Origin of the sequence: Sphingomonas gilva (assembly GCF_003515075.1) — a bacterium.
In the GTDB taxonomy this organism is placed as follows: Bacteria; Pseudomonadota; Alphaproteobacteria; order Sphingomonadales; family Sphingomonadaceae; genus Sphingomonas; species Sphingomonas gilva.
Window position 1 is genome coordinate 82,977 of the sequence record NZ_QWLV01000004.1, and the last position, 19,462, is coordinate 102,438.

The following is a 19,462-nucleotide window of genomic DNA, read 5'->3' on the forward strand; positions in this document are numbered from 1 at the left end:
GTCCTCGGCTGGGTTGCGCGGCCACGCTACAGGATTTCGCGCACCTTGTCCTGCGGCCGGCACAGGCGCACGCCCTTTTCGGTCTCGACGATCGGCCGCTCGATCAGGATCGGGTCCTCGACCATCGCATCGAGCACCGCCGAATCGCTGACATGGGCGAGATCGAGCATCTCGGCGAGGCGTTCCTTGGTCCTGAGGCCCTGGTGCGGGGTGATGCCGGCGCGATCATAGAGCCGCTTCAACTCATCGCGCGACGGCGGGGTCTTCAGATAGTCGATCACCTCGATCTCGACGCCGGGCTCGGCCTCGAGGATCTCCAGCGTCTTGCGCGAGGTGCCGCAGCGCGGATTGTGGTAGATCGTGGCTTTCATGCGCCACCAACTCCGTCACGCTGAACTTGTTTCAACCCGTCGCCCCCGCGGAGGCGGGGGCCTCGGTCGGCAAGCGCCACGTTCGGATGTGCCACAAACCCAAAGGCCCCTGCCTGCGCAGGGGCGACGGGCTAATCTCCTTGCCGCGCCAGCCACTCCTCCAGCCATTTGATCGTATAGTCGCCCGCTTGAAAATCGGGATCGTCGAGCAGCGCCTGGTGCAAGGGGATGGTGGTCGTCACCCCGTCGATGACGAACTCCTCCAGCGCGCGGCGCAGGCGGCGGAGCGCGCCGTTCCTGGTGGTGCCGTAGACGATCAGCTTGGCGATCATGCTGTCGTAATAGGGCGGCACCCGGTAGCCGGCGTAGAGCCCCGAATCGACGCGGACATGCATCCCGCCCGGCGCGTGATAGCCCTTCACCAGCCCCGGCGAGGGCGCGAAGGTCTTCGGGTTCTCCGCATTGATGCGGCATTCGATGGCGTGGCCGCGGAACTGCACATCCTCCTGGCGCAGGGTCAGCGGATGGCCGTCGGCGATGCGGATCTGCTCGCGCACCAGATCGAGCCCGGTGATCGCCTCGGTCACCGGATGCTCCACCTGCAGGCGCGTGTTCATCTCGATGAAGTAGAACTCGCCCGCTTCCCACAGGAACTCGATCGTCCCCGCGCCGCGATAGCCCATGTCCGCCATCGCCTTCGCCACGATCGCGCCCATCCGGTCGCGCTCCTCGGGGGTGATGACGGGGGAGGGGGCCTCCTCGACCACCTTCTGGTGCCGGCGCTGGAGCGAGCAGTCGCGCTCGCCGAGATGGATCGCGTTGCCGTTGCCGTCGCCGAAGACCTGGAACTCGATATGGCGCGGATTGCCGAGATATTTCTCCATATAGACGGTCGCGTCGCCGAACGCCGCCTTGGCCTCGGTCCCCGCCTGCTGCATCAGCGTTTCGAGGCTGTCCTCGGACGTGCAGACCTTCATGCCGCGCCCGCCGCCGCCCGACGCCGCCTTGATGATCACGGGGTAGCCGATCTCCGCCGCCAGCCGCCGCGCCTCCGCCACGTCGCTGATCGCGCCGTCCGAACCGGGCACCAGCGGCAGGCCGAGCGCGCCCGCGGTGCGCTTCGCCTCCACCTTGTCGCCCATGGTGCGGATATGCTCGGGCTTGGGGCCGATGAAGGCGATGTCGTGATGCTCGACGATCTCGGCGAAGCGGGCGTTCTCCGAAAGGAAGCCGTAGCCGGGATGGATCGCGTCCGCCCCCGTCACCTCGGCGGCGGAGATGATGTTGGGGATGTTGAGATAGCTTTCGGACGCCGCGGGCGGGCCGATGCACACCGCCTGGTCGGCCAGGCGGACGTGCATCGCATCGGCGTCGGCGGTGGAGTGCACCGCCACCGTCTTGATCCCCATCTCATGGCAGGCGCGGTGGATGCGCAGCGCGATCTCGCCGCGATTGGCGATCAGGACTTTCGAGATTGCCACGCGGCGTTACTCGACGACGACGAGCGGCTGGTCGAATTCGACCGGCTGGCCGTTGTCGACCAGGATCGCCTTGACCGTGCCCGCGCTGGGCGCGGTGATCGGGTTCATTACCTTCATCGCCTCGACGATCAGCAGCGTATCGCCCGCGGAGACGCTCTTGCCGACCGCGATGAACGGCGCCGCGCCGGGCTCCGCCGCCAGGTAGCAGGTGCCGACCATCGGCGACTTGACCGCGTTGGCGTGGCCCGCGGCGGGGACGGGCGCCGCCGTCTCGCTGGCGGCGGGGGCGACGACGGGCGCGGACGCAGGAGCGGGTGCGGCGTGATAGACCGGCGCGGGCGCGGCGGTCAGCGTGCGCGCGACGCGGACCTTGCGGTCGCCGTCCTGCACCTCGATCTCGGTCAGCTGCGTCGCGTCGAGCATTTCGGCGAGCTGGCGCACCAGCTCCGCGTCGATCTGCATTGCGCCCTTTGTCGTCTCGTTCATGGCGGCCCTTCTCGTGTGCCGTATGGGAAAGCGCGCCCTGTGTCAGAGACGCGCGGCGGCTTCAAGCGCGAGGGAGTAGGAAAGCGCACCGAACCCGGCGATCGTTCCCTTCGCCGCCATGCCGACATAGCTGTGACGGCGATATTCCTCGCGCGCCACGGGGTTGGAGATGTGCACCTCGATCACCGGCGTCCTGATCGACCGGATCGCGTCGTAGAGCGCGAGCGAGGTGTGGGTCAGCGCGCCGGCGTTGAGCAGCACCGCCTTCGCCCCCTCCGCCTGCGCCTCGTGCAGCCAGTCGACCAAATGCCCTTCATGGTTGGACTGGCGCATCTCGATCTCCAGCCCCAACGCGCGCCCGCGGTCTTCCAACTGGCCGGCGATATCGTCGAGCGTGTCCGATCCGTAGATCTCCGGCTCGCGCAGGCCGAGCAGGTTGAGGTTGGGGCCGTTCAGCACATAGACGGTATCGGCCACTGCCATCCCCTTGTCGGTTGCGGGCTGCCCGGTGCGGCCCCTATATCGCGCGCACCCCAATACCCGTTCGTGTCGAGCGAAGTCGAGACACGCTTTTCGGGCGCATCATCACGGAAACCGCGCTTTGCACACCGACGGCACCATCTCGATCACGGTCAACGGCGAGCACCGCCGCGTCGCCGACGGCATGACCATCGCCGATCTCGCTAACGAACTGGGCCTGGTGCCCGAGAAGGTGGCGGTAGAGCGCAACCTGGAGATCGTGCCGCGATCGACGCTGGCCGATGTGCGGATCGAGGACGGCGACGATCTGGAGATCGTCCATTTCGTAGGGGGTGGCGACCATGCCCGCCCGGTGGAGGACGACAGCTGGACCGTCGCGGGCAAGACCTTCCGATCGCGCCTGATCGTCGGCACCGGCAAGTATCGGGACTTCGCGCAGAACGCGGCGGCCGTCGAAGCCAGCGGGGCGGAGATCGTCACCGTCGCCGTGCGCCGGGTCAATGTCAGCGACCCCAAGGCGCCGATGCTGACCGATTATATCGATCCGAAGAAGGTCACCTATCTGCCCAACACCGCAGGCTGCTTCGACGCCGACAGCGCGATCCGCACGCTCCGCCTCGCGCGGGAGGCGGGGGGCTGGGATCTGGTCAAGCTGGAGGTGCTGGGAGAGGCGCGGACCTTGTATCCGGATATGAGGGAAACGCTCAAAGCCACTGAAATCCTGGTGAAGGACGGCTTCAAGCCGATGGTCTATTGCGTCGACGATCCGATCGCCGCGAAGCAGCTGGAAGAGGCGGGCGCGGTGGCGATCATGCCGCTGGGCGCGCCGATCGGATCGGGCCTCGGCATCCAGAACCGCGTCACCATCCGCCTGATCGTCGAGGGCGCGAAGGTGCCCGTGCTGGTCGATGCCGGCGTCGGCACCGCGTCGGACGCGGCGGTGGCGATGGAGCTGGGCTGCGACGGAGTCCTGATGAACACCGCGATCGCCGAGGCGAAGGACCCGGTGATGATGGCCGCGGCGATGAAGGCGGCGGTGGAGGCGGGGCGCCTGTCCTACCGCGCGGGGCGGATGGGGCGGCGGATGTACGCCGATCCCTCCTCGCCGCTCGCCGGATTGATCTGAAACACGCCGAACGGTTGGGCGCGCGCGGAACTATCGGCCTTTTGCCGCCGTTATCCTCTTGTGTTTGCAAGGCGCGCGCCCGCGCGCCGCACCGTTAGGAGGACATCATGGGCGAGCTCATCGACAAGGTGAAGGGCAACTTCAACGAGGCCGTCGGCAAGGCCAAGCAGGAGTCCAAAAATCCCGCCACGCGCGACGAGGGCGCGGCGCAGGAAGGCAAGGGCAAGGGCCAGCAATTCGCCGGCAAGGTGAAGGGCGCGCTCGGCGACGATATCTGACGTCAAGCCGTCGTCATGCGACGAAAGAGGCCGCTCCGGGCAACCGGGGCGGCTTTTTTTGCTGGCCGGCAGCGCGCCGACGTCAAGTTCTGCCTTGAACCCGCGAGCCGGGCGCGAAATAAAAGCCTCCTATTTCAGTGGGGAGAGATAGGATGACATATCGGAACCTCGCCATCGGCCTGGCGATGGCGAGCGCCAGTTGCGCGGGGGCGAACGCGCAGACAGTCGGCGAATCGCAGCTCATCGCAGCGGCGCAGGATTGCCGGGCGCAGGAAGCGGCGGCGCTTGTGGCGCGCGGCATCGATGTCAACGCGAAGAATCCGGCGGGCTACACCCCGCTGATGATGGCTGCAGGCAATGGCTGCGCGGCGGTAGTGCGGCTGCTGCTCGACAGCGGCGCGGATGCGGCGATCAGCCATGCGAGCTTCGGCGACGCCGCCGCTCAGGCCAAGATGAACCGCCATTCAGCCATTCAGGCGATGATTGAGGGACGCGCCACGGCGACCCGGTCGACGACGGCCGCGACCGGATCGGCGACGACACCGCCCGCGCGTCCGAAGGCCGCGGGGCCTGGATCAAGCGGCGGCTCGCGCGGCTGGCCCAAACCCGGCCGTTACCAGGTCGGGCAGCAGGTGCTGTTCAGCGGCACGGCCGGGAAGACCTGGGATTCGGGCGTCATCAAGAGCATCGATCCGGTATATGGCTATAATATCGAGGGTTCGAGCGGCAGCTACGACCCGTTTTTCGTCGTCGGGGCCGAGCGCGAACCCTTCTGGACCGGCTATTTCATCGGCGACTGGAAGGTGAGCGTGCCGATGGCGATGGGGACGGTGACCGACGGCCGTTACATCTATCGCACGGTCAGCGGCGGGATGCGGCTTCCGCCGCTCCGTATCGGTGCGGACGGAACCTATTCATGGCGCGTGCGGCAGGGGAAGGGCGAACAGTTGGTTCGGGGACGATGGGAGCCCAATCCCAAGGGACCGGGCGTGATCCTGAAGGCCGCGGAGAAGGGCGCCGACTGGCTGGTTTACAACAATAGCCGAACCGACAGCGCGCTCGGCCAGACGGTCATCCTGTCGAGCGACTGCTGCACCTATTATGACGGGACACGGCTGAAATAGGGAGCTGGGTGGAGGCGGCGCGCGAAAGCTCAGTCGCGCCTGATCCTCGTCAGCGTCGTTCCCGCCGTGATCACCTCGACATCGGTCTTCAGGTGCAGCAGCCGCACGCCGGTCTCGGCGAGCGCGCGGTCGAGCGCCGGGGCGAAGTCGGCGGTCGTCCCCACCGTCTCCGCCCAGCAGCCATAGGCGCGGGCAAGCGCGGCGAAATCGGGGTTGGCGAGCTCGGTGCCCGAGACGCGCCCCGGAAACTCGCGCTCCTGGTGCATGCGGATGGTGCCGTAGGCGCCGTTGTCGATCACCAGCACCAGCAGGTTCGCACCGTGCGCCGCCGCGGTCGCCAGCTCCTGCCCGTTCATCAGGAAGCAGCCGTCGCCGGCCAGCGCGACGACCATGCGATCCGGGTGGCGCAGCGCCGCGGCGGTGGCGGCCGGCAGGCCGTAGCCCATCGCGCCCGCGGTCGGCGCGAGCTGGCTCACCGGGCCGCAATAGCGCCAATAGCGGTGCCACCAGCCCGAATAATTGCCGGCGCCGTTGCAGATGATGCTGTTCGCCGGCAGCCGCTCGCGCATCGCCGCGACGCAGGGGCCGAGATCGAGCGCCACGCCCTCGCGCGGAGCGGGGTTCGACCAGGCGAGCCATTCGGCATGGGCCTCGGCGCCCGCGTCCAGCGCCGGACGGTCGATCATCAGCGCCGCCTCGGCGAACTCCGCCATGCCCGCGCAGATGGCGAGATCGGTGCGATAGGTCATGCCCAGCTCGTTCGCGTCGGGATGGACGTGCACCAGCCGCTGGCCGGGATGCTCGGGGGTGATCAGCGTGTAGCCGTCGGTCGTCGCCTCGCCCAGCCTCGGGCCGGCCACGAGCAGCAGATCGGCCGCCCTGACCCGCTCGACCAGCTTGGGGTTGGGGCCGTAGCCGAGATTTCCGGCCCAGACCGGGCAGTCGTTGGCGATGGCGTCCTGCCGGCGGAAGGCGGCGGCGACGGGAAGGCCGATCCGCGCCGCCCAATCGCCGAACGCCTGGCCCGCGCGCGCATCCCAGCCCGCCCCGCCGACGATGGCGAGCGGGCGCTCGGCGGTCGCCAGCAGATCGGCCAGCCGGGTCATCGCCGCCGCTTCGCAGCCCTGTGCGGCGCGCTCGACGCGCGGGCGGTCCGCCGCCTCGGCCTCGTCGAGCAGCATGTCCTCCGGAAGCGCGAGGACCACCGGGCCGGGGCGGCCGTTCATCGCCACGGCATAGGCGCGCGCGACATATTCGGGGATGCGGCGGGCGTCGTCGATCCGCGCCGCCCACTTGGCGAGGGGCGTGAACATCGCCTGGAAATCGACCTCCTGAAACGCCTCGCGGTCCCGCGTCCCCCGATCCACATCGCCGATGAACAGGATCATCGGCTGCGAATCCTGGCGCGCGACATGCACGCCGATGCAGGCGTTGGTCGCGCCGGGGCCGCGCGTGGCGAAGGCGACGCCCGGCCGCTGGGTCATCGCCCCGTCGGCGCAGGCCATGAAGGCGGCGCCCCCTTCCTGCCGGCACACCACCAGATCGATCCCCGGCGTGTCGTGCAGCGCGTCGAGCACGGCGAGGAAGCTCTCGCCGGGCACGGTGAAGATGCGGTCGCAGCCCTGCGCGACGAGTTGATCGACGAGGATGCGGCCCCCGGTGCGTGTCTTGGTCATGGCGGTTGCCTAACGCCTCGCAATGCGTGTTCATAGCGCCAACGACAAAGGAGAGGAGGATGACGGAGCTCGAGATCGTCGCGGACGGCCTGCGCTTTCCGGAAGGCCCGGTGGCGATGGCCGACGGCAGCGTGATCCTGGTCGAGATCGCCGCCGGGCGGATCACGCGGGTGCGGCCGGACGGATCGAAAGAGACGGTGGCGGAGCCCGGCGGCGGGCCGAACGGGCTGGCAATGGGGCCGGACGGCAAGCTCTATTGCTGCAACAATGGCGGCTTCGGCTGGATCGAGCGCGAGGGGCTGCTCGCGCCCCACGGCACCGCGTCCGATTATGCCGGCGGGCGGATCGAGCGGATCGACATCGCCACGGGCGCGGTCGAGACGCTCTACCGCGACGGCGATTTCGGCTGCGCGCTGCGCGGGCCGAACGATCTGGTGTTCGACGGCCATGGCGGATTCTGGTTCAGCGATCATGGCAAGAATCGCGCGCGAGAGCGCGATATCACGGGCATTTTCTATGCGAGGGCCGATGGCGGCCGGCTGGAGGAGGTCATCTTCCCGTCGGAGAACCCCAACGGCATAGGCCTGTCGCCCGATGGCGGACGGCTCTACGCGGCGGAGACCTACACCTGCCGGCTGATGGCGTTCAACGTGACCGCGCCGGGCAGGGTCGACGGCGCCGCCGGCCCGGGCGGACCCGGCATCCCGCTCCACCGCCCCGCCGGCTACAAATTCTTCGATTCGCTGGCGGTGGAGCAAGGCGGCAACATCTGCGTCGCCACCATCGGCGAGAGCGGGATCAGCGTGATCGCGCCCGACGGATCGCCGGTGGAGTTCGTGCCGACGCCCGACATCTTCACCACCAACATCTGCTTCGGCGGCACGGATATGCGCGACGCGTGGATCACGCTGTCGGGCACCGGAAGGCTGGCGAGGATGCGCTGGCCTCGCCCCGGCCTGGGCTTGGCGCTCCAGCAAAGTTGAATGGTCATTCAGGTTGGGTTGACCCGCACGGGGCGGCCCGACTATCGCCTGTGTCGGATGATGGGAGGCTTGCCGTGCAGAAACTCTATCCCGATGCCGCCGCCGCGCTCGATGGGCTGCTGCATGACGGCATGACCATCTGCGCCGGGGGCTTCGGCCTCTGCGGCATCCCCGAACGGCTGATCGACGCGATCCGCGATTCGGGGGTCTCCGGCCTGATCATCGCCAGCAACAACGCCGGGATCGACGGCGAGGGGCTGGGCAAGCTGCTGCGCACGCGGCAGGTCAGCAAGATGATCTCCAGCTATGTCGGCGAGAACAAGGAGTTCGAGCGGCAATATCTGGCGGGCGAGCTGGAGGTCGAGTTCTGCCCCCAGGGCACGCTTGCCGAACGCTGCCGCGCGGGCGGCGCAGGGATCCCAGGCTTCTATACCAGGACCGGCGTCGGCACGCAGGTGGCCGAGGGCAAGGAGATCAAGAATTTCGACGGCGAGGACTATATCCTGGAACGCGGCATCCGCGCCGATCTTTCGATCATCAAGGGCTGGAAGGCCGACGAGGCGGGCAACCTGATCTTCAGGAAGACCGCGAGGAACTTCAACCAACCCATGGCGACGGCAGGAAAAATATGCGTCGCCGAAGTGGAGGAGGTGGTGCCGGCCGGCAGCCTCGATCCAGATGCGGTCCACCTTCCCGGCATCTATGTGAAGCGCATGATCATAGGTAGCCCATACGACAAGAAGATCGAGTTCCGCACCGTACGCGAGAGGGCTGAGCCATGATCCGTCTACTGGCGCTTTGTTCGACCGCCACGCTGCTTTCGGGCTGCGTGGCCGCGGCGATTCCGCTGGCGGCGACCGGCACGCTGGCCGGCAAGTCGGTGCTCGATTCGGGATCGGAGGAATCGTCGGCTCCCGCTGCGCCGCCGGAAGCGGCCGCAGCACCTGTCCGCGTGGCGGAGCGGCCGCCGGCAAGCGCGTCTCCTGCTCCAAAGCCGGCTGCACCGTCCGCGCCGCCGGCTTCCGCGGCGCCGCTCGAGCCCGCATCGGCCATGCGCTATCTCTACGGATCGGGCGAGGCCGCCGCCACCGGCGTCCAGGCCTATAACGCGCTCGGCGAATGGCTCGCATCGCGTGCGCAGGACAAGATCGCCGGCCGTCCCGCGATCTCGACGGTCCTCGCCAAGGGGGCGACGCTCGACCGGCCGGGCTTCGTGCCCTGCGACGGCAAGCCGCTGGCGGTGGTGTTCGACATCGACGAGACCGTCCTGCTGAACGTCGGCTTCGAAGGCCATGCCGCGCGCACCGGCGCCGCCTATGACGAGGCGCGCTGGCAGCGCTGGGAGCAGACCGGCGCGAACCAGGTCTCCGCCGTGCCGGGCGCGCGCGAGGCGATAGAGGCGGCGCGGCGCGCCGGCATCGCGGTCGTGTTCAACTCCAACCGCTCTGCCGCCAATGCCGCCGCGACCGCCGCCGCGCTCGAGGGCGCCGGATTGGGGAGCGCCGTCCCGGGCGACACCTTGTGGCTGCGCGAAGACGGCGCCGAGGGCGGCAAGGACGAGCGCCGCTGGCGGATCGCCGACAAATATTGCGTGGTCGCGCTGGTGGGCGATCAGCTCGGCGATTTCAGCGACCTGTTCAACACCTATTCGCCGATCTCTGCGCGGCGGGCGGTGGCGGTCCAGCCGATGGTCGCGCCGCTTTGGGGCAGCGGCTGGTTCATCCTGCCCAATCCTGTTTACGGATCGGGGGTCGCTGGCGGTTTCGACCAGGTCTTCCCGGCCGACAAGCGCTGGTCCGATCCGATGGGAGACGAATGAAGATGGCCCAGGAAAGCAAGGGCTGGGATCGCAACCAGATGGCGGCGCGCGCCGCCAGGGAGTTGAAGGACGGCTATTACGTCAATCTCGGCATCGGCATCCCCACGCTGGTCGCCAACCACATCCCCGCGGGAATGACCGTTACGTTGCAATCCGAAAACGGGATGCTGGGGATCGGGCCGTTCCCCTATGCGGGCGAGGAAGATCCCGACCTGATCAACGCCGGCAAGCAGACGATCAGCGAGCTGCCGTCGTCGGTCTATTTCAGCTCGTCGGACAGCTTCGCGATGATCCGCGGCGGGCATATCGACCTGACCGTGCTGGGCGCGATGGAAGTCGCGGAGAATGGCGACATCGCCAACTGGATGATCCCGGGCAAGATGATCAAGGGCATGGGCGGGGCGATGGACCTGGTCGCCGGCGTCAAGAAGATCATCGTGGTGATGGAGCACACCAGCAAGAACGGCGATCCCAAGTTCATCCCCTCGTGCACATTGCCGCTGACGGGGAAGAACGTGGTCGACATGGTGATCACCGATCTTGCCGTGTTCCAGCGGCCCGATCACGACAGCCCGTTCAAGCTGATCGAGCTGGCGCCGGGCGTCACCGCCGACGAGGTCGCCGCCAAGACGACAGCGACCTACATCGCGTGAGGCCGGGCGTCCTCGGCATCGGGCTGGCGGCGACGCTGTCGGCCTGCTCGCCGCCGGGGATGCTCAACGGGCTCGACCGGATCACCGGCGGCGGATCGGGCGTCGAGCGCGCGGGCGAGGGCATCGCCTTCGGCACGCACGGCCAGAGGCTGGATGTCTGGCGGCCGGAAGCTGAGGCCGATCGGCCACGGCCGGTGCTGATCTTCTGGCATGGCGGCGGTTGGGTGAAGGGCCGGCGCCAGGAATACGGCTTTGCCGGCCGCGCCTATGCCGGGCGCGGTTACGTCGTCGTCGTGCCCGATTACCGCAAGGTTCCCGGCGTCCGCTTTCCCGCCTTCGTCCAGGACGGCGCGCAGGCGGTGAAATGGGTGCGCGACAATATCGCGCGCTATGGCGGCGATCCGGACCGTGTCGCGCTCGCGGGGCATTCGGCCGGGGCGTACACCGTGGCGATGCTCGCGCTCGACCGGCGCTGGCTGGGGGCGGAAGGCGTCGATCCGGGCATCGTCAAGGCGGGCGTGGGCCTCAGCGGCCCCTATGACTTCTACCCCTGGACCTCCCCGCGCGCGGTGGAGGCGATGAAGGGCGCCGCCGATCCGGCGATGACCCAGCCGATCACCTTCGCCCGCGCCGATGCGCCGCCGCTGCTGCTGGTCACCTCGAGCGACGACACCGTGGTCCGCCCGCGCAACGCGATCAACCTGGCGAAGAAGCTCGAATCGCTCGGCGCGCCGGTCGAATATCGTAACTATCGCGGCCTCAGCCACGAGGAGGTGGTCATGGCGATCTCGAAACCGTTTCGCGGCAAGGCATCGGTGCTGGACGACAGCGTCCGATTTCTCGACAAGGCGATGCCATGACCCTCACCCTCATCACCGCCAACCGCAATTATTCGAGCTGGTCGCTCCGGCCCTGGCTGCTGATGAAGGCGCTGGGCATCCCCTTCGAGGATCGCCTGGAACCGTTCACCAAGCCGAGCAATTACGAGGACTTCCGCGCATTTTCTCCCACCGGGCAGGTGCCCGTGCTGATCGACGGGGAGCGGACGGTGTGGGATTCGTTCGGCATCGCGCTCTACCTTGCCGACCGCTATCCGCAGGTGTGGCCGGCGAGCGAGGACGCCCGCGCCTGGGCGATGTCCGCCTCGGCGGAGATGCACGGCGGCTTCGCCGCGCTCAGGAGCGATTGCACGATGAATGTCGGCGTCCGAGTCGCGCCCAAGCCGATGTCCGACGCGCTCAGGAAGGATGTCGGGCGCATCGCCGAGCTGTGGGCGGAGGGGCTGGGCTGCTTCGGCGGCCCGTGGCTGGCGGGCGACGCCTTCACTGCGGTCGACGCCTTCTACGCGCCGGTCGCGTTCCGCGTGCGCACCTACGGGCTCGAGGTCGGCGTGGCGGGGCAGGGCTGGGTCGACAACATGCTCGCCCATCCGGCGATACGCGAATGGGAGACGGCCGCGCTGGCCGAGCATTGGCGCGAGGCGAGCCACGAGGCCGAGCTGGCGATCTGCGGCACGATCACGGCCGATTATCGCGCCCGCTGATCGGGTCTTTTGCGCCGCTCGATTGTGAAGTATGAACCCGCAGCCGTCGCCCGGACGAGGCGGCGCAATTGCGGTCGCACGAATCACTTGTCGGGGGGTGAGCGATGGCGACTGTGGCGCCCGCGCCGGTAAGGCCGCGGATCAAGAGCGAGAGGCTGTTCTACGCCGGCATGGCCTGGGCGATGCTGCTCGCCGTGCTGATCGGCTTCGGGCCGACCTATTACTGGCTTCCGGTCACCGGCGGCGGACGGCCGATCACGCCGCTGACTCACCTGCACGGGCTGGTGTTCAGCGCCTGGATATTGCTGTTCGTCACCCAGGCCACGCTGGTCGCGGCGGGCAATGTCCGGCTGCACATGCGGCTGGGCCTCGTCGGGATGGGGCTGGTCGCGGTGATGGTGATCGTCGCCGCGCTGACCGCGCTCAGCGCCGCTGCGCGCGGCTCCGCGCCGCCGGGCATGGACCCGATGAGCTGGCTCGCCATCCCGCTGATCGACATTCCGGTGTTCGCCGGGCTGTTCGGCGCGGCGCTGCTCAACCGCCGCAAACCGCAGGTGCACAAGCGGCTGATGCTGATCGGCATGATCGGCATGATGTCGCCCGCCTTCGGGCGGATGCCCTGGCCCGAGGCGATGATCGGGCCGATCACGATGTTCGGCATCCCCGATCTGCTGCTGATCGCGCTGATCGCCTGGGACATCGCGTCGAGCCGGCGCGTCCATCTCGTCACCATCATCGGCGCGAGCGTTCTGATCGCCTCACAGGCGCTGAGGCTCGCGGTCTGGCAGACCGACTGGTGGCTCTCCTTCGCGGCCTGGTCGAGCGCCTTCATGCGCTGAGCCTTGCGCGCGCGTGTGAAAGCGCTAACTGCGCTGGCATGGCCAGCCGACCGCGCACGCTCTACGAAAAGATCTGGGACGACCATGTCGTCGAGCGCCGGGACGACGGCACCTGCCTGATCTATATCGACCGCCATCTGGTGCACGAGGTGACCAGCCCGCAGGCGTTCGAGGGGCTGCGCGCGGCGGGGCGGCGCGTCCGCCGGCCCGATCTGACGCTGGCGGTGCCTGACCATAACCTGCCGACCACGCCGCGGCTCGACGCCGACGGTAGGCGCCTGCCGATCGCCGATCCCGAAAGCGCGCAGCAGCTCGCCGCGCTGGAGGCCAACACCGCCGAGTTCGGCATCCGCTATATCGACGCGGTCGCGCCCGAGCAGGGCATCGTCCATGTCGTCGGGCCCGAACAGGGCTTCACCTTGCCCGGCACCACCCTGGTCTGCGGCGACAGCCACACCTCCGCGCACGGCGCGCTGGGGGCGCTCGCCTTCGGAATCGGCACGTCGGAGGTCGAGCATGTCCTCGCGACGCAGACCCTGCTGCTGCAGCAGGCGAAGACGATGGAGGTGCGCGTCGACGGCACGCTGGGCTTCGGCGTCTATGCGAAGGACGTGGTGCTGGCGATCATCGGCCGGATCGGCGCGGCGGGCGGCACCGGCCATGTCATCGAATATACCGGCGACGTGATCCGCGCGATGTCGGTCGAGGGGCGGCTGACGGTCAGCAACATGTCGATCGAGGGCGGCGCGCGCGCCGGGCTGATCGCGCCCGACGAGACCACCTACGCCTATCTGCGGGGCCGGCCGATGGCGCCGGCGGGGGAGGTCTGGGACAAGGCGCTCGCCTGGTGGCGCGGCCTGCCGAGCGATCCGGGCGCGCGCTACGACCGCACCGTCACGCTCGCGGCGAGCGACATCGCCCCCTCGCTGACCTGGGGCACCAGCCCCGAGGACGTCGTGGCCGTGACCGGCCGCGTGCCCGATCCCGACAGCTTCGCCGATCCGGCCAAGCGCGAGGCGGCGAGGAAGAGCCTCGACTATATGGGCCTCACGCCGGGCACCGCGATGCAGGATGTGGCGGTCGAGCATATCTTCATCGGCAGCTGCACCAACAGCCGGATCGAGGACCTGCGCGCCGCAGCGGCGGTGGCCAGGGGCCGCCATGTCGCGAGCGGGGTGCGCCAGGCGCTGGTCGTGCCGGGATCGGGACTGGTCAAGCGCCAGGCCGAGGCCGAGGGGCTGGACCGCATCTTCACCGAGGCGGGCTTCGAATGGCGCGAGCCCGGCTGCTCGATGTGCCTGGCGATGAACCCGGACAAGGTGCCGCCGGGCGAGCGCTGCGCATCGACCTCGAACCGCAATTTCGTCGGGCGGCAGGGGCCGGGGGCGCGCACGCATCTGGTATCGCCGGCAAGCGCCGCGGCGGCGGCGATCGCCGGGCGGCTGGCCGATGTGCGGGATTATGTGAAGGAGGGGGCGGAGATATGAGGAGAGCCTTGTTCGTGCTCGTCGCGGGCACCATCGTCAGCGGCGTGGCGGCGTTCGCCGCGTCCGAGCCGGCCGCCAGGGTCACGCTGACCCGGCTCGATTGCGGCACGGTCGCCGCCAACGACCTCAACCAGTTCTCCGATACGGACGCCTATGTCGGCAAGTCGAAGAACCTCGCCTCCAGCTGCTATCTGATCCGCCACGGCGACGATCTGATGATCTGGGACACCGGCCTCCCCGCGGCGATCAAGGGCAAGCCGATCGATCCCAAGCTGCCGATGGACGCGACCGTCACCACGACTTTGGTCGAGCAGCTCGCGCAGCTGAACATCAAGCCCGAGCAGATCGGCCGCGTCGGCATCAGCCATTTCCATTTCGACCATATCGGCCAGGCGTCGAGCTTTCCCGGCGCGACGCTGCTGATCGGCGCGGCCGACTGGAACGAGCTTTCGGCCAAGACGCCCGACAAGCGGCTCAACCCCGATGCGGTGCGCCACTGGATCTCGGGCGGCGGCAAGGTCGAGCCGGTGCAGGGCGACCGCGACGTGTTCGGCGACGGCAGCGTGCGGATGATCGACCTGCCCGGCCACACGCCGGGGCATCACGGGCTGATGGTCAAGCTGAAGAACAAGGGCGATGTGCTGCTGACCGGCGACCAGGCGCATTTCACCGAGAATTACGAAAGCGAGGGCGTGCCGAGCTTCAACACCGACCGCGCCGACACGCTCGCCTCGTTCAAGCGGTTCAAGGACATGGCGAAGAACGCCAATGCGACCGTGATCATCCAGCACGAGCCGGCCGACATCGCCAAGCTGCCGGCCTTCCCGCAAGCGGCGGACTGATGGAGGCCGTCACCGCCGTTTCGGGCAGCGCCTATCCCTGGGGGGCGAAGAACGTCGACACCGACGTGATCATCCCCGCGCACTGGCTGAAGACGATCAGCCGACAGGGCATGGGCAGGGGCGCGTTCGAGACGGTGCGCAAGGATCCCGCCAACCTGTTCGACGATCCGCGCTACGCCGGATCGCCGATCCTGATCGCCGGCGACAATTTCGGCTGCGGATCGAGCCGCGAGCACGCCGCCTGGGCGCTCGGCGACATGGGCGTTCAAGCGGTGATCGCGCCGAGTTTCTCGGACATCTTCTCAGGGAATGCGGTCAAGAACGGTATCGTCCCGGTGGTGCTGCCGCAGGAAGCGGTCGACCGGCTGCTCGAGGTGGCGAAGGACCATCCGGTCACCGTCGATCTGGAGACGATGACCGTCACCACCCCCTTCCAGGACCGCTTCGTCTTCGAGCTCGACCCCTTCCGCCGCGATTGCCTGATGCGCGGGCTGGACGAGATCGGCCTGACACTGGCAAGGGATACCGCGATTTCGAAATACGAGTCGGCGGTCGAGGAGACGCGGCCCTGGCTCTGACATAGGGAGCAGGATCGATGAAGGCGCTACTTTCGAAAGCCGTTGGCGGGCCCGAGACGCTGGAGATGTCGGAGCTGCCCGATCCGGTCGCGGGGCCGGGCCAGCTGCTGGTCGCGGTCAAGGCCTGCTCGATCAACTATCCCGACGTGCTGATCATCGAGGACAAATACCAGTTCAAGCCGCCGCGGCCGTTCGCGCCGGGCAGCGAGGTCTCGGGCGTGGTCGAGGCGGTGGGCGAGGGCGTCACCGGCTGGGCGCCGGGCGACCGCATCCTCGCCACCACCGGATCGGGCGGGCTGGTCGAGAAGATCGTCATCGACGCGAGCCGGGTGTTCCGCCTGCCCGAGGGTCGCAGCTTCGAAGAGGGCGCGTCGCTGATCCTGACCTATGGCACAACGATCCACGCGCTGCTCGACCGCGGGCATCTGAAGGAGGGGCACAACCTCCTCGTGCTGGGCGCCGCGGGCGGCGTCGGGCTGGCGGCGGTCGAGCTGGGCAAGGCGTTCGGCGCGCGTGTCGTCGCCGCGGTGAGTTCCGAGGAGAAGGCCGCCGCCGCCAAAAAGGCCGGAGCGGACGAGACCATCGTCTATGGGCGCGCGCCGTTCGACAAGGACCAGTCCAAGGCGCTCGCCGAGCAATTCAAGGCGGCTGGCGGCAAGACCGGATATGACGTGATCTACGATCCGGTCGGCGGCGACTATGCCGAGCCGGCGCTGCGCTCGATCGGCTGGGAGGGGCGCTATCTCGTGGTGGGCTTCCCCGCCGGCATCCCGCGCCTGCCGCTCAACCTTACGCTGCTCAAGAGCTGCGACGTCTGCGGCGTCTTCTGGGGCGCCTTCGCCGCGCGCGATCCGGGGGCCAACCAGGCGCATATCGACCATCTGTTCCGCCTGTGGGAGGCGGGAAAGATCGGCCCCACGGTGTCGGAAACCTTCGCGTTCGAGGACGGCGGCAAGGCCATCGCCAAGATGGCGGCGCGCGGCGCGATCGGGAAGCTGGTGGTGAAGGTCGCGGATTGACCGTCGCCCTGCGAAGGCAGGGGCCTCGGGCCGCCAGGGCGGCGTCGATTGCGCCGCAAACCCAGCAGCCCCTGCCCTCGCAGGGGCGACGGCGACGTTGCGCTGACGGGATTGGCAATTGCCCGTCTGCCCCCTATCTCGGCGGAAACGCCAAGGGGAATGGTACGCCTATGACCACGTTCGACGATCGCGAGCGCGCTTTCGAGACCAAGTTCGCGCGCGACGAGGAGATGCAGTTCCGCATCATCGCGCGGCGCAACCGCCTGCTCGGCCATTGGGCGGCGGAGAAGATGGGGCTGACCGCGGAGGAGGCGGACGCTTATGCCGTCGCGGTCGTCCAGGCCGATTTCGAGGAAGCGGGCGACGAGGACGTGGTGCGCAAGCTGGTCGGCGACCTGACCGCGGCGGAAACCGATGTCGACGAGGCCGAGGTCCGCCGCGCGATCGAGGAGAAGACCGTCGAGGCGCGCCGCCAGCTGATCGAATCGCAGGGCTGATCCGCAATGCCGATGGACGCGAACGAGATCGAGGCGCTGATCAAGGCGGGGATCCCCGACGCCACCGTCGAGATCACCGATCTGGCGGGCGACGGCGATCATTATGCCGCGCGCGTCGTCTCCGAAAGTTTTCGTGGCAAGCCGCGCGTGGCGCAACAGCGCGCGGTCTATGCCGCGCTCGAAGGGCGTATGGGCGGCGTGCTCCATGCGCTGCAACTGACCACGGCCGCGCCGTGAAGGAATTGACCATGACCGAAGACCCCCAGGCCCGCATCGGCGAACTCGTCGCCAACAACGACGTGCTGCTGTTCATGAAGGGCAGCCCGCTCTTCCCCCAATGCGGCTTTTCCAGCCGCGCGGTCGCGATCCTCGATCATCTCGGCGTTTCGTACGAAAGCGTCGACGTGCTGCAGGACCAGGGCATCCGCCAGGGGATCAAGCAGTTCAGCGACTGGCCGACCATCCCGCAGCTCTATGTGAAGGGCGAATTCGTCGGCGGATCGGACATCATGATGGAGATGTACGAGGCCGGCGAGCTCGCCCAGCTGCTCGAACAGCACGGGCTGGCGAAGGCGGGCTGAGCTTCCCGAAATAGCCGCGTCGCCCCTCTGCAGGGGCGACGCGATTCTCACGCGGCGCTGACTCGAGCCGCCTGCATCCGCCGCAGACCCCAGGTCTCGAGCGCCGCCAGCACCGCGACCGCCGCCGCCTGCATCGCGACGAAGGCGATGCCCAGCGTCGTGATCCCCGCGACCATCTCGATGGTGATCGCGCTCTCCACCACCCACAGCACGTTGCCGAGGATGCCGATCACCGCCAGCGCGACCGGCGGCCGCTGACGCGTGCCGATAAAGGCGAACAGCGCGGCCACCGGCACCAGCGCCGCGCCCGCCCAGAACAGCAGCGGATAGGGCAGGCCCAGCAGCGGCGACAGCGCGCCCGCTCCCGCCAGCAGCAGCGCGGCGCAGGCGGCGCAGGTCGCGGCATCGGCCAGGAAAACGCGCTTCAGGAACAGGGCTTCGGACATGATGACCTCCATGTGTCTCGCGCCCCGCCATTGGAGCGACGATCACTGGCTAGGCGAATCGAGGTCATGCGGTCGATTACCTGTGGGGTAATGGCAGGATCGATGCGGCGGGTTATGGTCGTGCGCATGGACACGCAGACAATCGGCCAGGAAATCCGCCGCTGGCGCACGCATCGCCGGCGCAGCCAGCTCGACCTCGCGCTCGACACCGGCATCTCGACGCGGCACCTGTCGTTCGTCGAGACCGGGCGCGCGCGGCCCAGCCGCGACCTGATCCTCAACCTCGCCGAACAGCTCGACGTGCCGCCGCGCGGGCGCAACGCGATGCTGCTGCAAGCGGGCTTCGCGCCGGTGCATGGCGAGCGTGGGCTGGACGATGCGGCGATGGCGGCGGCGCGGGCGGCGATCTCGCACATCCTCGCCGCCTTCGCGCCGTTTCCGGCGCTGGTGGTCGATCGCCACTGGACGATGGTCGAGGCCAATGCGCCGGTGCTCGCGCTGATGGGCGGGGTCGCGCCCGAACTGCTTGCCGCGCCGGTCAACCCGCTCCGCCTCAGCCTGCACCCTGACGGCCTGGCGCCGCGGATCGCCAACCTGCCCGAATGGCGCGCATCGCTGTTCCGCCGGCTGGAGGAGCAGATCGCCGCGAGCGGGGACGAGGCATTGGCCGCGCTGCTTGCCGAGCTTCGCGCCTATCCCGGCGGCGAGGACGCCCAGGCCGTCACGCCCAACGCGATCGCCATTCCGCTGCTGCTCGACACCCCCGCGGGCCGGCTGTCGCTGATTAGCATGACCAGCGTGTTCGGCTCGCCGCTCGACGTGACCTTGTCCGAGCTCGCCATCGAATCGTTCCTGCCCGCCGATGCGGCGACGCTGGCGATTCTCAAGGCCGCCTGAAACGGGCGAGGGCGGCGCGACGGGGACCAACCCTTCGCGCCGCCCTCTTGAAGCGAGACCCCTTTGGAGAGTCGGGCAGCGTGATGCACCGCGCGTGCCATTTTGTCCAGACCGCGCGAAACCGGGGCTTGCGATGCTTAAGCCGAATTAACCGCGTACCGGTGGTGTAAAGTCTCTCGACACATCCGTCGCCCCGGCGGAGGCAGGGGCCGCCAGGCCTGGGGCACATCCAACGCCCGCGTTTTGCCGCCTGAGG

The 19,462-nt window shown here is 68.6% G+C and carries 24 protein-coding genes; 18 read left to right on the forward strand and 6 right to left on the reverse strand.

Annotation, left to right across the window (positions count from 1 at the left end):
• Window positions 1-26: 26 nt before the first annotated feature.
• The 4 genes from arsC to aroQ all read right to left on the reverse strand — a co-directional run bounded on the left by arsC (window position 27) and on the right by aroQ (window position 2,815).
• Window positions 27-371 (reverse strand): arsenate reductase (glutaredoxin), encoded by a 345-nt coding sequence (arsC, locus tag D1610_RS10475; RefSeq protein WP_118864135.1) that lies wholly within the window; start codon window positions 369-371, stop codon window positions 27-29.
• A 131-nt stretch (window positions 372-502) separates the two neighbouring features.
• Window positions 503-1,852, reverse strand: coding sequence for an acetyl-CoA carboxylase biotin carboxylase subunit (accC, locus tag D1610_RS10480; RefSeq protein ID WP_118864136.1), 1,350 nt, complete (start codon window positions 1,850-1,852; stop codon window positions 503-505).
• A gap of 6 nt (window positions 1,853-1,858) precedes the next feature.
• The gene (accB, locus tag D1610_RS10485) at window positions 1,859-2,338 is read right to left on the reverse strand and encodes an acetyl-CoA carboxylase biotin carboxyl carrier protein (protein WP_118864137.1); all 480 of its coding nucleotides are present in this window, start codon (window positions 2,336-2,338) and stop codon (window positions 1,859-1,861) included.
• A 42-nt stretch (window positions 2,339-2,380) separates the two neighbouring features.
• Window positions 2,381-2,815, reverse strand: coding sequence for a type II 3-dehydroquinate dehydratase (aroQ, locus tag D1610_RS10490; protein WP_118864138.1), 435 nt, complete (start codon window positions 2,813-2,815; stop codon window positions 2,381-2,383).
• Between the two features lie 124 nt (window positions 2,816-2,939).
• Between aroQ and thiS the strand changes: the two genes are divergently transcribed.
• From thiS to D1610_RS10505, 3 genes are all read left to right on the forward strand, one after another.
• Window positions 2,940-3,944, forward strand: coding sequence for a sulfur carrier protein ThiS (gene thiS, locus D1610_RS10495; RefSeq protein WP_118864139.1), 1,005 nt, complete (start codon window positions 2,940-2,942; stop codon window positions 3,942-3,944).
• 107 nt (window positions 3,945-4,051) lie between these two features.
• Window positions 4,052-4,222 (forward strand): CsbD family protein, encoded by a 171-nt coding sequence (locus D1610_RS10500; RefSeq protein WP_118864140.1) that lies wholly within the window; start codon window positions 4,052-4,054, stop codon window positions 4,220-4,222.
• Between the two features lie 152 nt (window positions 4,223-4,374).
• Complete coding sequence (locus D1610_RS10505) at window positions 4,375-5,346, forward strand: ankyrin repeat domain-containing protein (RefSeq protein ID WP_118864141.1); 972 nt, start codon at window positions 4,375-4,377, stop codon at window positions 5,344-5,346.
• Window positions 5,347-5,375: 29 nt separating this feature from the next.
• On the opposite strand, the gene D1610_RS10510 is transcribed toward D1610_RS10505, so the two are convergent.
• Window positions 5,376-7,022: a thiamine pyrophosphate-binding protein gene (locus tag D1610_RS10510; protein ID WP_118864142.1), complete on the reverse strand. Its 1,647-nt coding sequence runs from the start codon at window positions 7,020-7,022 to the stop codon at window positions 5,376-5,378.
• Window positions 7,023-7,081: 59 nt separating this feature from the next.
• On the opposite strand from D1610_RS10510, the gene D1610_RS10515 reads away from it, so the two are divergent.
• The 14 genes from D1610_RS10515 (at window position 7,082) to grxD (ending at window position 17,863) form a co-directional block, all read left to right on the forward strand.
• A complete protein-coding gene (locus D1610_RS10515) occupies window positions 7,082-8,005 on the forward strand; it encodes an SMP-30/gluconolactonase/LRE family protein (RefSeq protein ID WP_118864143.1) in 924 nt (307 codons plus the stop codon).
• Between the two features lie 74 nt (window positions 8,006-8,079).
• Entirely contained in the window at window positions 8,080-8,787 is a 708-nt protein-coding gene (locus D1610_RS10520) for a CoA transferase subunit A (RefSeq protein WP_118864144.1), read from the forward strand.
• A complete protein-coding gene (locus D1610_RS10525) occupies window positions 8,784-9,824 on the forward strand; it encodes an HAD family acid phosphatase (protein WP_118864145.1) in 1,041 nt (346 codons plus the stop codon). The genes D1610_RS10520 and D1610_RS10525 overlap by 4 nt, the downstream gene beginning before the upstream one ends.
• A gap of 2 nt (window positions 9,825-9,826) precedes the next feature.
• On the forward strand, window positions 9,827-10,477 hold the full coding sequence (locus tag D1610_RS10530; RefSeq protein ID WP_118864249.1) for a 3-oxoacid CoA-transferase subunit B: 651 nt from the start codon (window positions 9,827-9,829) through the stop codon (window positions 10,475-10,477).
• Entirely contained in the window at window positions 10,474-11,337 is an 864-nt protein-coding gene (locus tag D1610_RS10535; RefSeq protein WP_245942144.1) for an alpha/beta hydrolase, read from the forward strand. Before D1610_RS10530 ends, D1610_RS10535 begins: the two co-directional genes overlap by 4 nt.
• Window positions 11,334-12,020 carry a glutathione S-transferase family protein gene (locus D1610_RS10540; protein WP_118864146.1) on the forward strand — a complete coding sequence of 229 codons (687 nt, stop codon included), beginning with the start codon at window positions 11,334-11,336 and terminating at the stop codon, window positions 12,018-12,020. The genes D1610_RS10535 and D1610_RS10540 overlap by 4 nt, the downstream gene beginning before the upstream one ends.
• A gap of 104 nt (window positions 12,021-12,124) precedes the next feature.
• Entirely contained in the window at window positions 12,125-12,859 is a 735-nt protein-coding gene (locus D1610_RS10545) for a hypothetical protein (RefSeq protein WP_118864147.1), read from the forward strand.
• 38 nt (window positions 12,860-12,897) lie between these two features.
• A complete protein-coding gene (leuC, locus tag D1610_RS10550; protein ID WP_118864148.1) occupies window positions 12,898-14,346 on the forward strand; it encodes a 3-isopropylmalate dehydratase large subunit in 1,449 nt (482 codons plus the stop codon).
• Window positions 14,343-15,188, forward strand: coding sequence for an N-acyl homoserine lactonase family protein (locus tag D1610_RS10555; protein WP_118864149.1), 846 nt, complete (start codon window positions 14,343-14,345; stop codon window positions 15,186-15,188). Before leuC ends, D1610_RS10555 begins: the two co-directional genes overlap by 4 nt.
• Window positions 15,188-15,766: a 3-isopropylmalate dehydratase small subunit gene (gene leuD / locus D1610_RS10560; RefSeq protein WP_118864150.1), complete on the forward strand. Its 579-nt coding sequence runs from the start codon at window positions 15,188-15,190 to the stop codon at window positions 15,764-15,766. Before D1610_RS10555 ends, leuD begins: the two co-directional genes overlap by 1 nt.
• 17 nt (window positions 15,767-15,783) lie before the next feature.
• Window positions 15,784-16,785, forward strand: a complete 1,002-nt coding sequence (locus D1610_RS10565) for an NADPH:quinone oxidoreductase family protein (protein ID WP_118864151.1) — start codon at window positions 15,784-15,786, stop codon at window positions 16,783-16,785.
• 170 nt (window positions 16,786-16,955) lie between these two features.
• Window positions 16,956-17,282 carry a DUF1476 domain-containing protein gene (locus D1610_RS10570; RefSeq protein ID WP_118864152.1) on the forward strand — a complete coding sequence of 109 codons (327 nt, stop codon included), beginning with the start codon at window positions 16,956-16,958 and terminating at the stop codon, window positions 17,280-17,282.
• 6 nt (window positions 17,283-17,288) lie between these two features.
• Window positions 17,289-17,519, forward strand: a complete 231-nt coding sequence (locus D1610_RS10575) for a BolA family protein (protein ID WP_118864153.1) — start codon at window positions 17,289-17,291, stop codon at window positions 17,517-17,519.
• Window positions 17,520-17,530: 11 nt separating this feature from the next.
• Window positions 17,531-17,863: a Grx4 family monothiol glutaredoxin gene (grxD, locus tag D1610_RS10580; protein ID WP_118864154.1), complete on the forward strand. Its 333-nt coding sequence runs from the start codon at window positions 17,531-17,533 to the stop codon at window positions 17,861-17,863.
• A gap of 47 nt (window positions 17,864-17,910) precedes the next feature.
• Here the strand turns inward: grxD and D1610_RS10585 are convergent, their stop codons facing one another.
• Complete coding sequence (locus D1610_RS10585) at window positions 17,911-18,309, reverse strand: hypothetical protein (protein ID WP_222926991.1); 399 nt, start codon at window positions 18,307-18,309, stop codon at window positions 17,911-17,913.
• 126 nt (window positions 18,310-18,435) lie between these two features.
• Here D1610_RS10585 and D1610_RS10590 point away from each other — a divergent pair, with 126 nt between their 5' ends.
• Window positions 18,436-19,206, forward strand: a complete 771-nt coding sequence (locus D1610_RS10590; protein ID WP_245942147.1) for a helix-turn-helix transcriptional regulator — start codon at window positions 18,436-18,438, stop codon at window positions 19,204-19,206.
• Window positions 19,207-19,462 lie beyond the last annotated feature (256 nt).

What these genes read in the sequence shown, in the direction of transcription:
- D1610_RS10540 (WP_118864146.1), top strand. Translation starts at nt 11,334, where the DNA reads ATGACCCTCACCCTCATCACCGCCAACCGCAATTATTCGAGCTGGTCG.
- accB (WP_118864137.1), bottom strand. Translation starts at nt 2,338, where the DNA reads ATGAACGAGACGACAAAGGGCGCAATGCAGATCGACGCGGAGCTGGTG.
- leuD (WP_118864150.1), top strand. Translation starts at nt 15,188, where the DNA reads ATGGAGGCCGTCACCGCCGTTTCGGGCAGCGCCTATCCCTGGGGGGCG.
- D1610_RS10555 (WP_118864149.1), top strand. Translation starts at nt 14,343, where the DNA reads ATGAGGAGAGCCTTGTTCGTGCTCGTCGCGGGCACCATCGTCAGCGGC.
- D1610_RS10525 (WP_118864145.1), top strand. Translation starts at nt 8,784, where the DNA reads ATGATCCGTCTACTGGCGCTTTGTTCGACCGCCACGCTGCTTTCGGGC.
- D1610_RS10570 (WP_118864152.1), top strand. Translation starts at nt 16,956, where the DNA reads ATGACCACGTTCGACGATCGCGAGCGCGCTTTCGAGACCAAGTTCGCG.
- arsC (WP_118864135.1), bottom strand. Translation starts at nt 371, where the DNA reads ATGAAAGCCACGATCTACCACAATCCGCGCTGCGGCACCTCGCGCAAG.
- D1610_RS10505 (WP_118864141.1), top strand. Translation starts at nt 4,375, where the DNA reads ATGACATATCGGAACCTCGCCATCGGCCTGGCGATGGCGAGCGCCAGT.
- D1610_RS10565 (WP_118864151.1), top strand. Translation starts at nt 15,784, where the DNA reads ATGAAGGCGCTACTTTCGAAAGCCGTTGGCGGGCCCGAGACGCTGGAG.
- D1610_RS10515 (WP_118864143.1), top strand. Translation starts at nt 7,082, where the DNA reads ATGACGGAGCTCGAGATCGTCGCGGACGGCCTGCGCTTTCCGGAAGGC.
- D1610_RS10530 (WP_118864249.1), top strand. Translation starts at nt 9,827, where the DNA reads ATGGCCCAGGAAAGCAAGGGCTGGGATCGCAACCAGATGGCGGCGCGC.
- D1610_RS10510 (WP_118864142.1), bottom strand. Translation starts at nt 7,022, where the DNA reads ATGACCAAGACACGCACCGGGGGCCGCATCCTCGTCGATCAACTCGTC.
- D1610_RS10545 (WP_118864147.1), top strand. Translation starts at nt 12,125, where the DNA reads ATGGCGACTGTGGCGCCCGCGCCGGTAAGGCCGCGGATCAAGAGCGAG.
- D1610_RS10500 (WP_118864140.1), top strand. Translation starts at nt 4,052, where the DNA reads ATGGGCGAGCTCATCGACAAGGTGAAGGGCAACTTCAACGAGGCCGTC.
- leuC (WP_118864148.1), top strand. Translation starts at nt 12,898, where the DNA reads ATGGCCAGCCGACCGCGCACGCTCTACGAAAAGATCTGGGACGACCAT.
- D1610_RS10585 (WP_222926991.1), bottom strand. Translation starts at nt 18,309, where the DNA reads ATGTCCGAAGCCCTGTTCCTGAAGCGCGTTTTCCTGGCCGATGCCGCG.
- D1610_RS10575 (WP_118864153.1), top strand. Translation starts at nt 17,289, where the DNA reads ATGCCGATGGACGCGAACGAGATCGAGGCGCTGATCAAGGCGGGGATC.
- D1610_RS10590 (WP_245942147.1), top strand. Translation starts at nt 18,436, where the DNA reads ATGGACACGCAGACAATCGGCCAGGAAATCCGCCGCTGGCGCACGCAT.
- grxD (WP_118864154.1), top strand. Translation starts at nt 17,531, where the DNA reads ATGACCGAAGACCCCCAGGCCCGCATCGGCGAACTCGTCGCCAACAAC.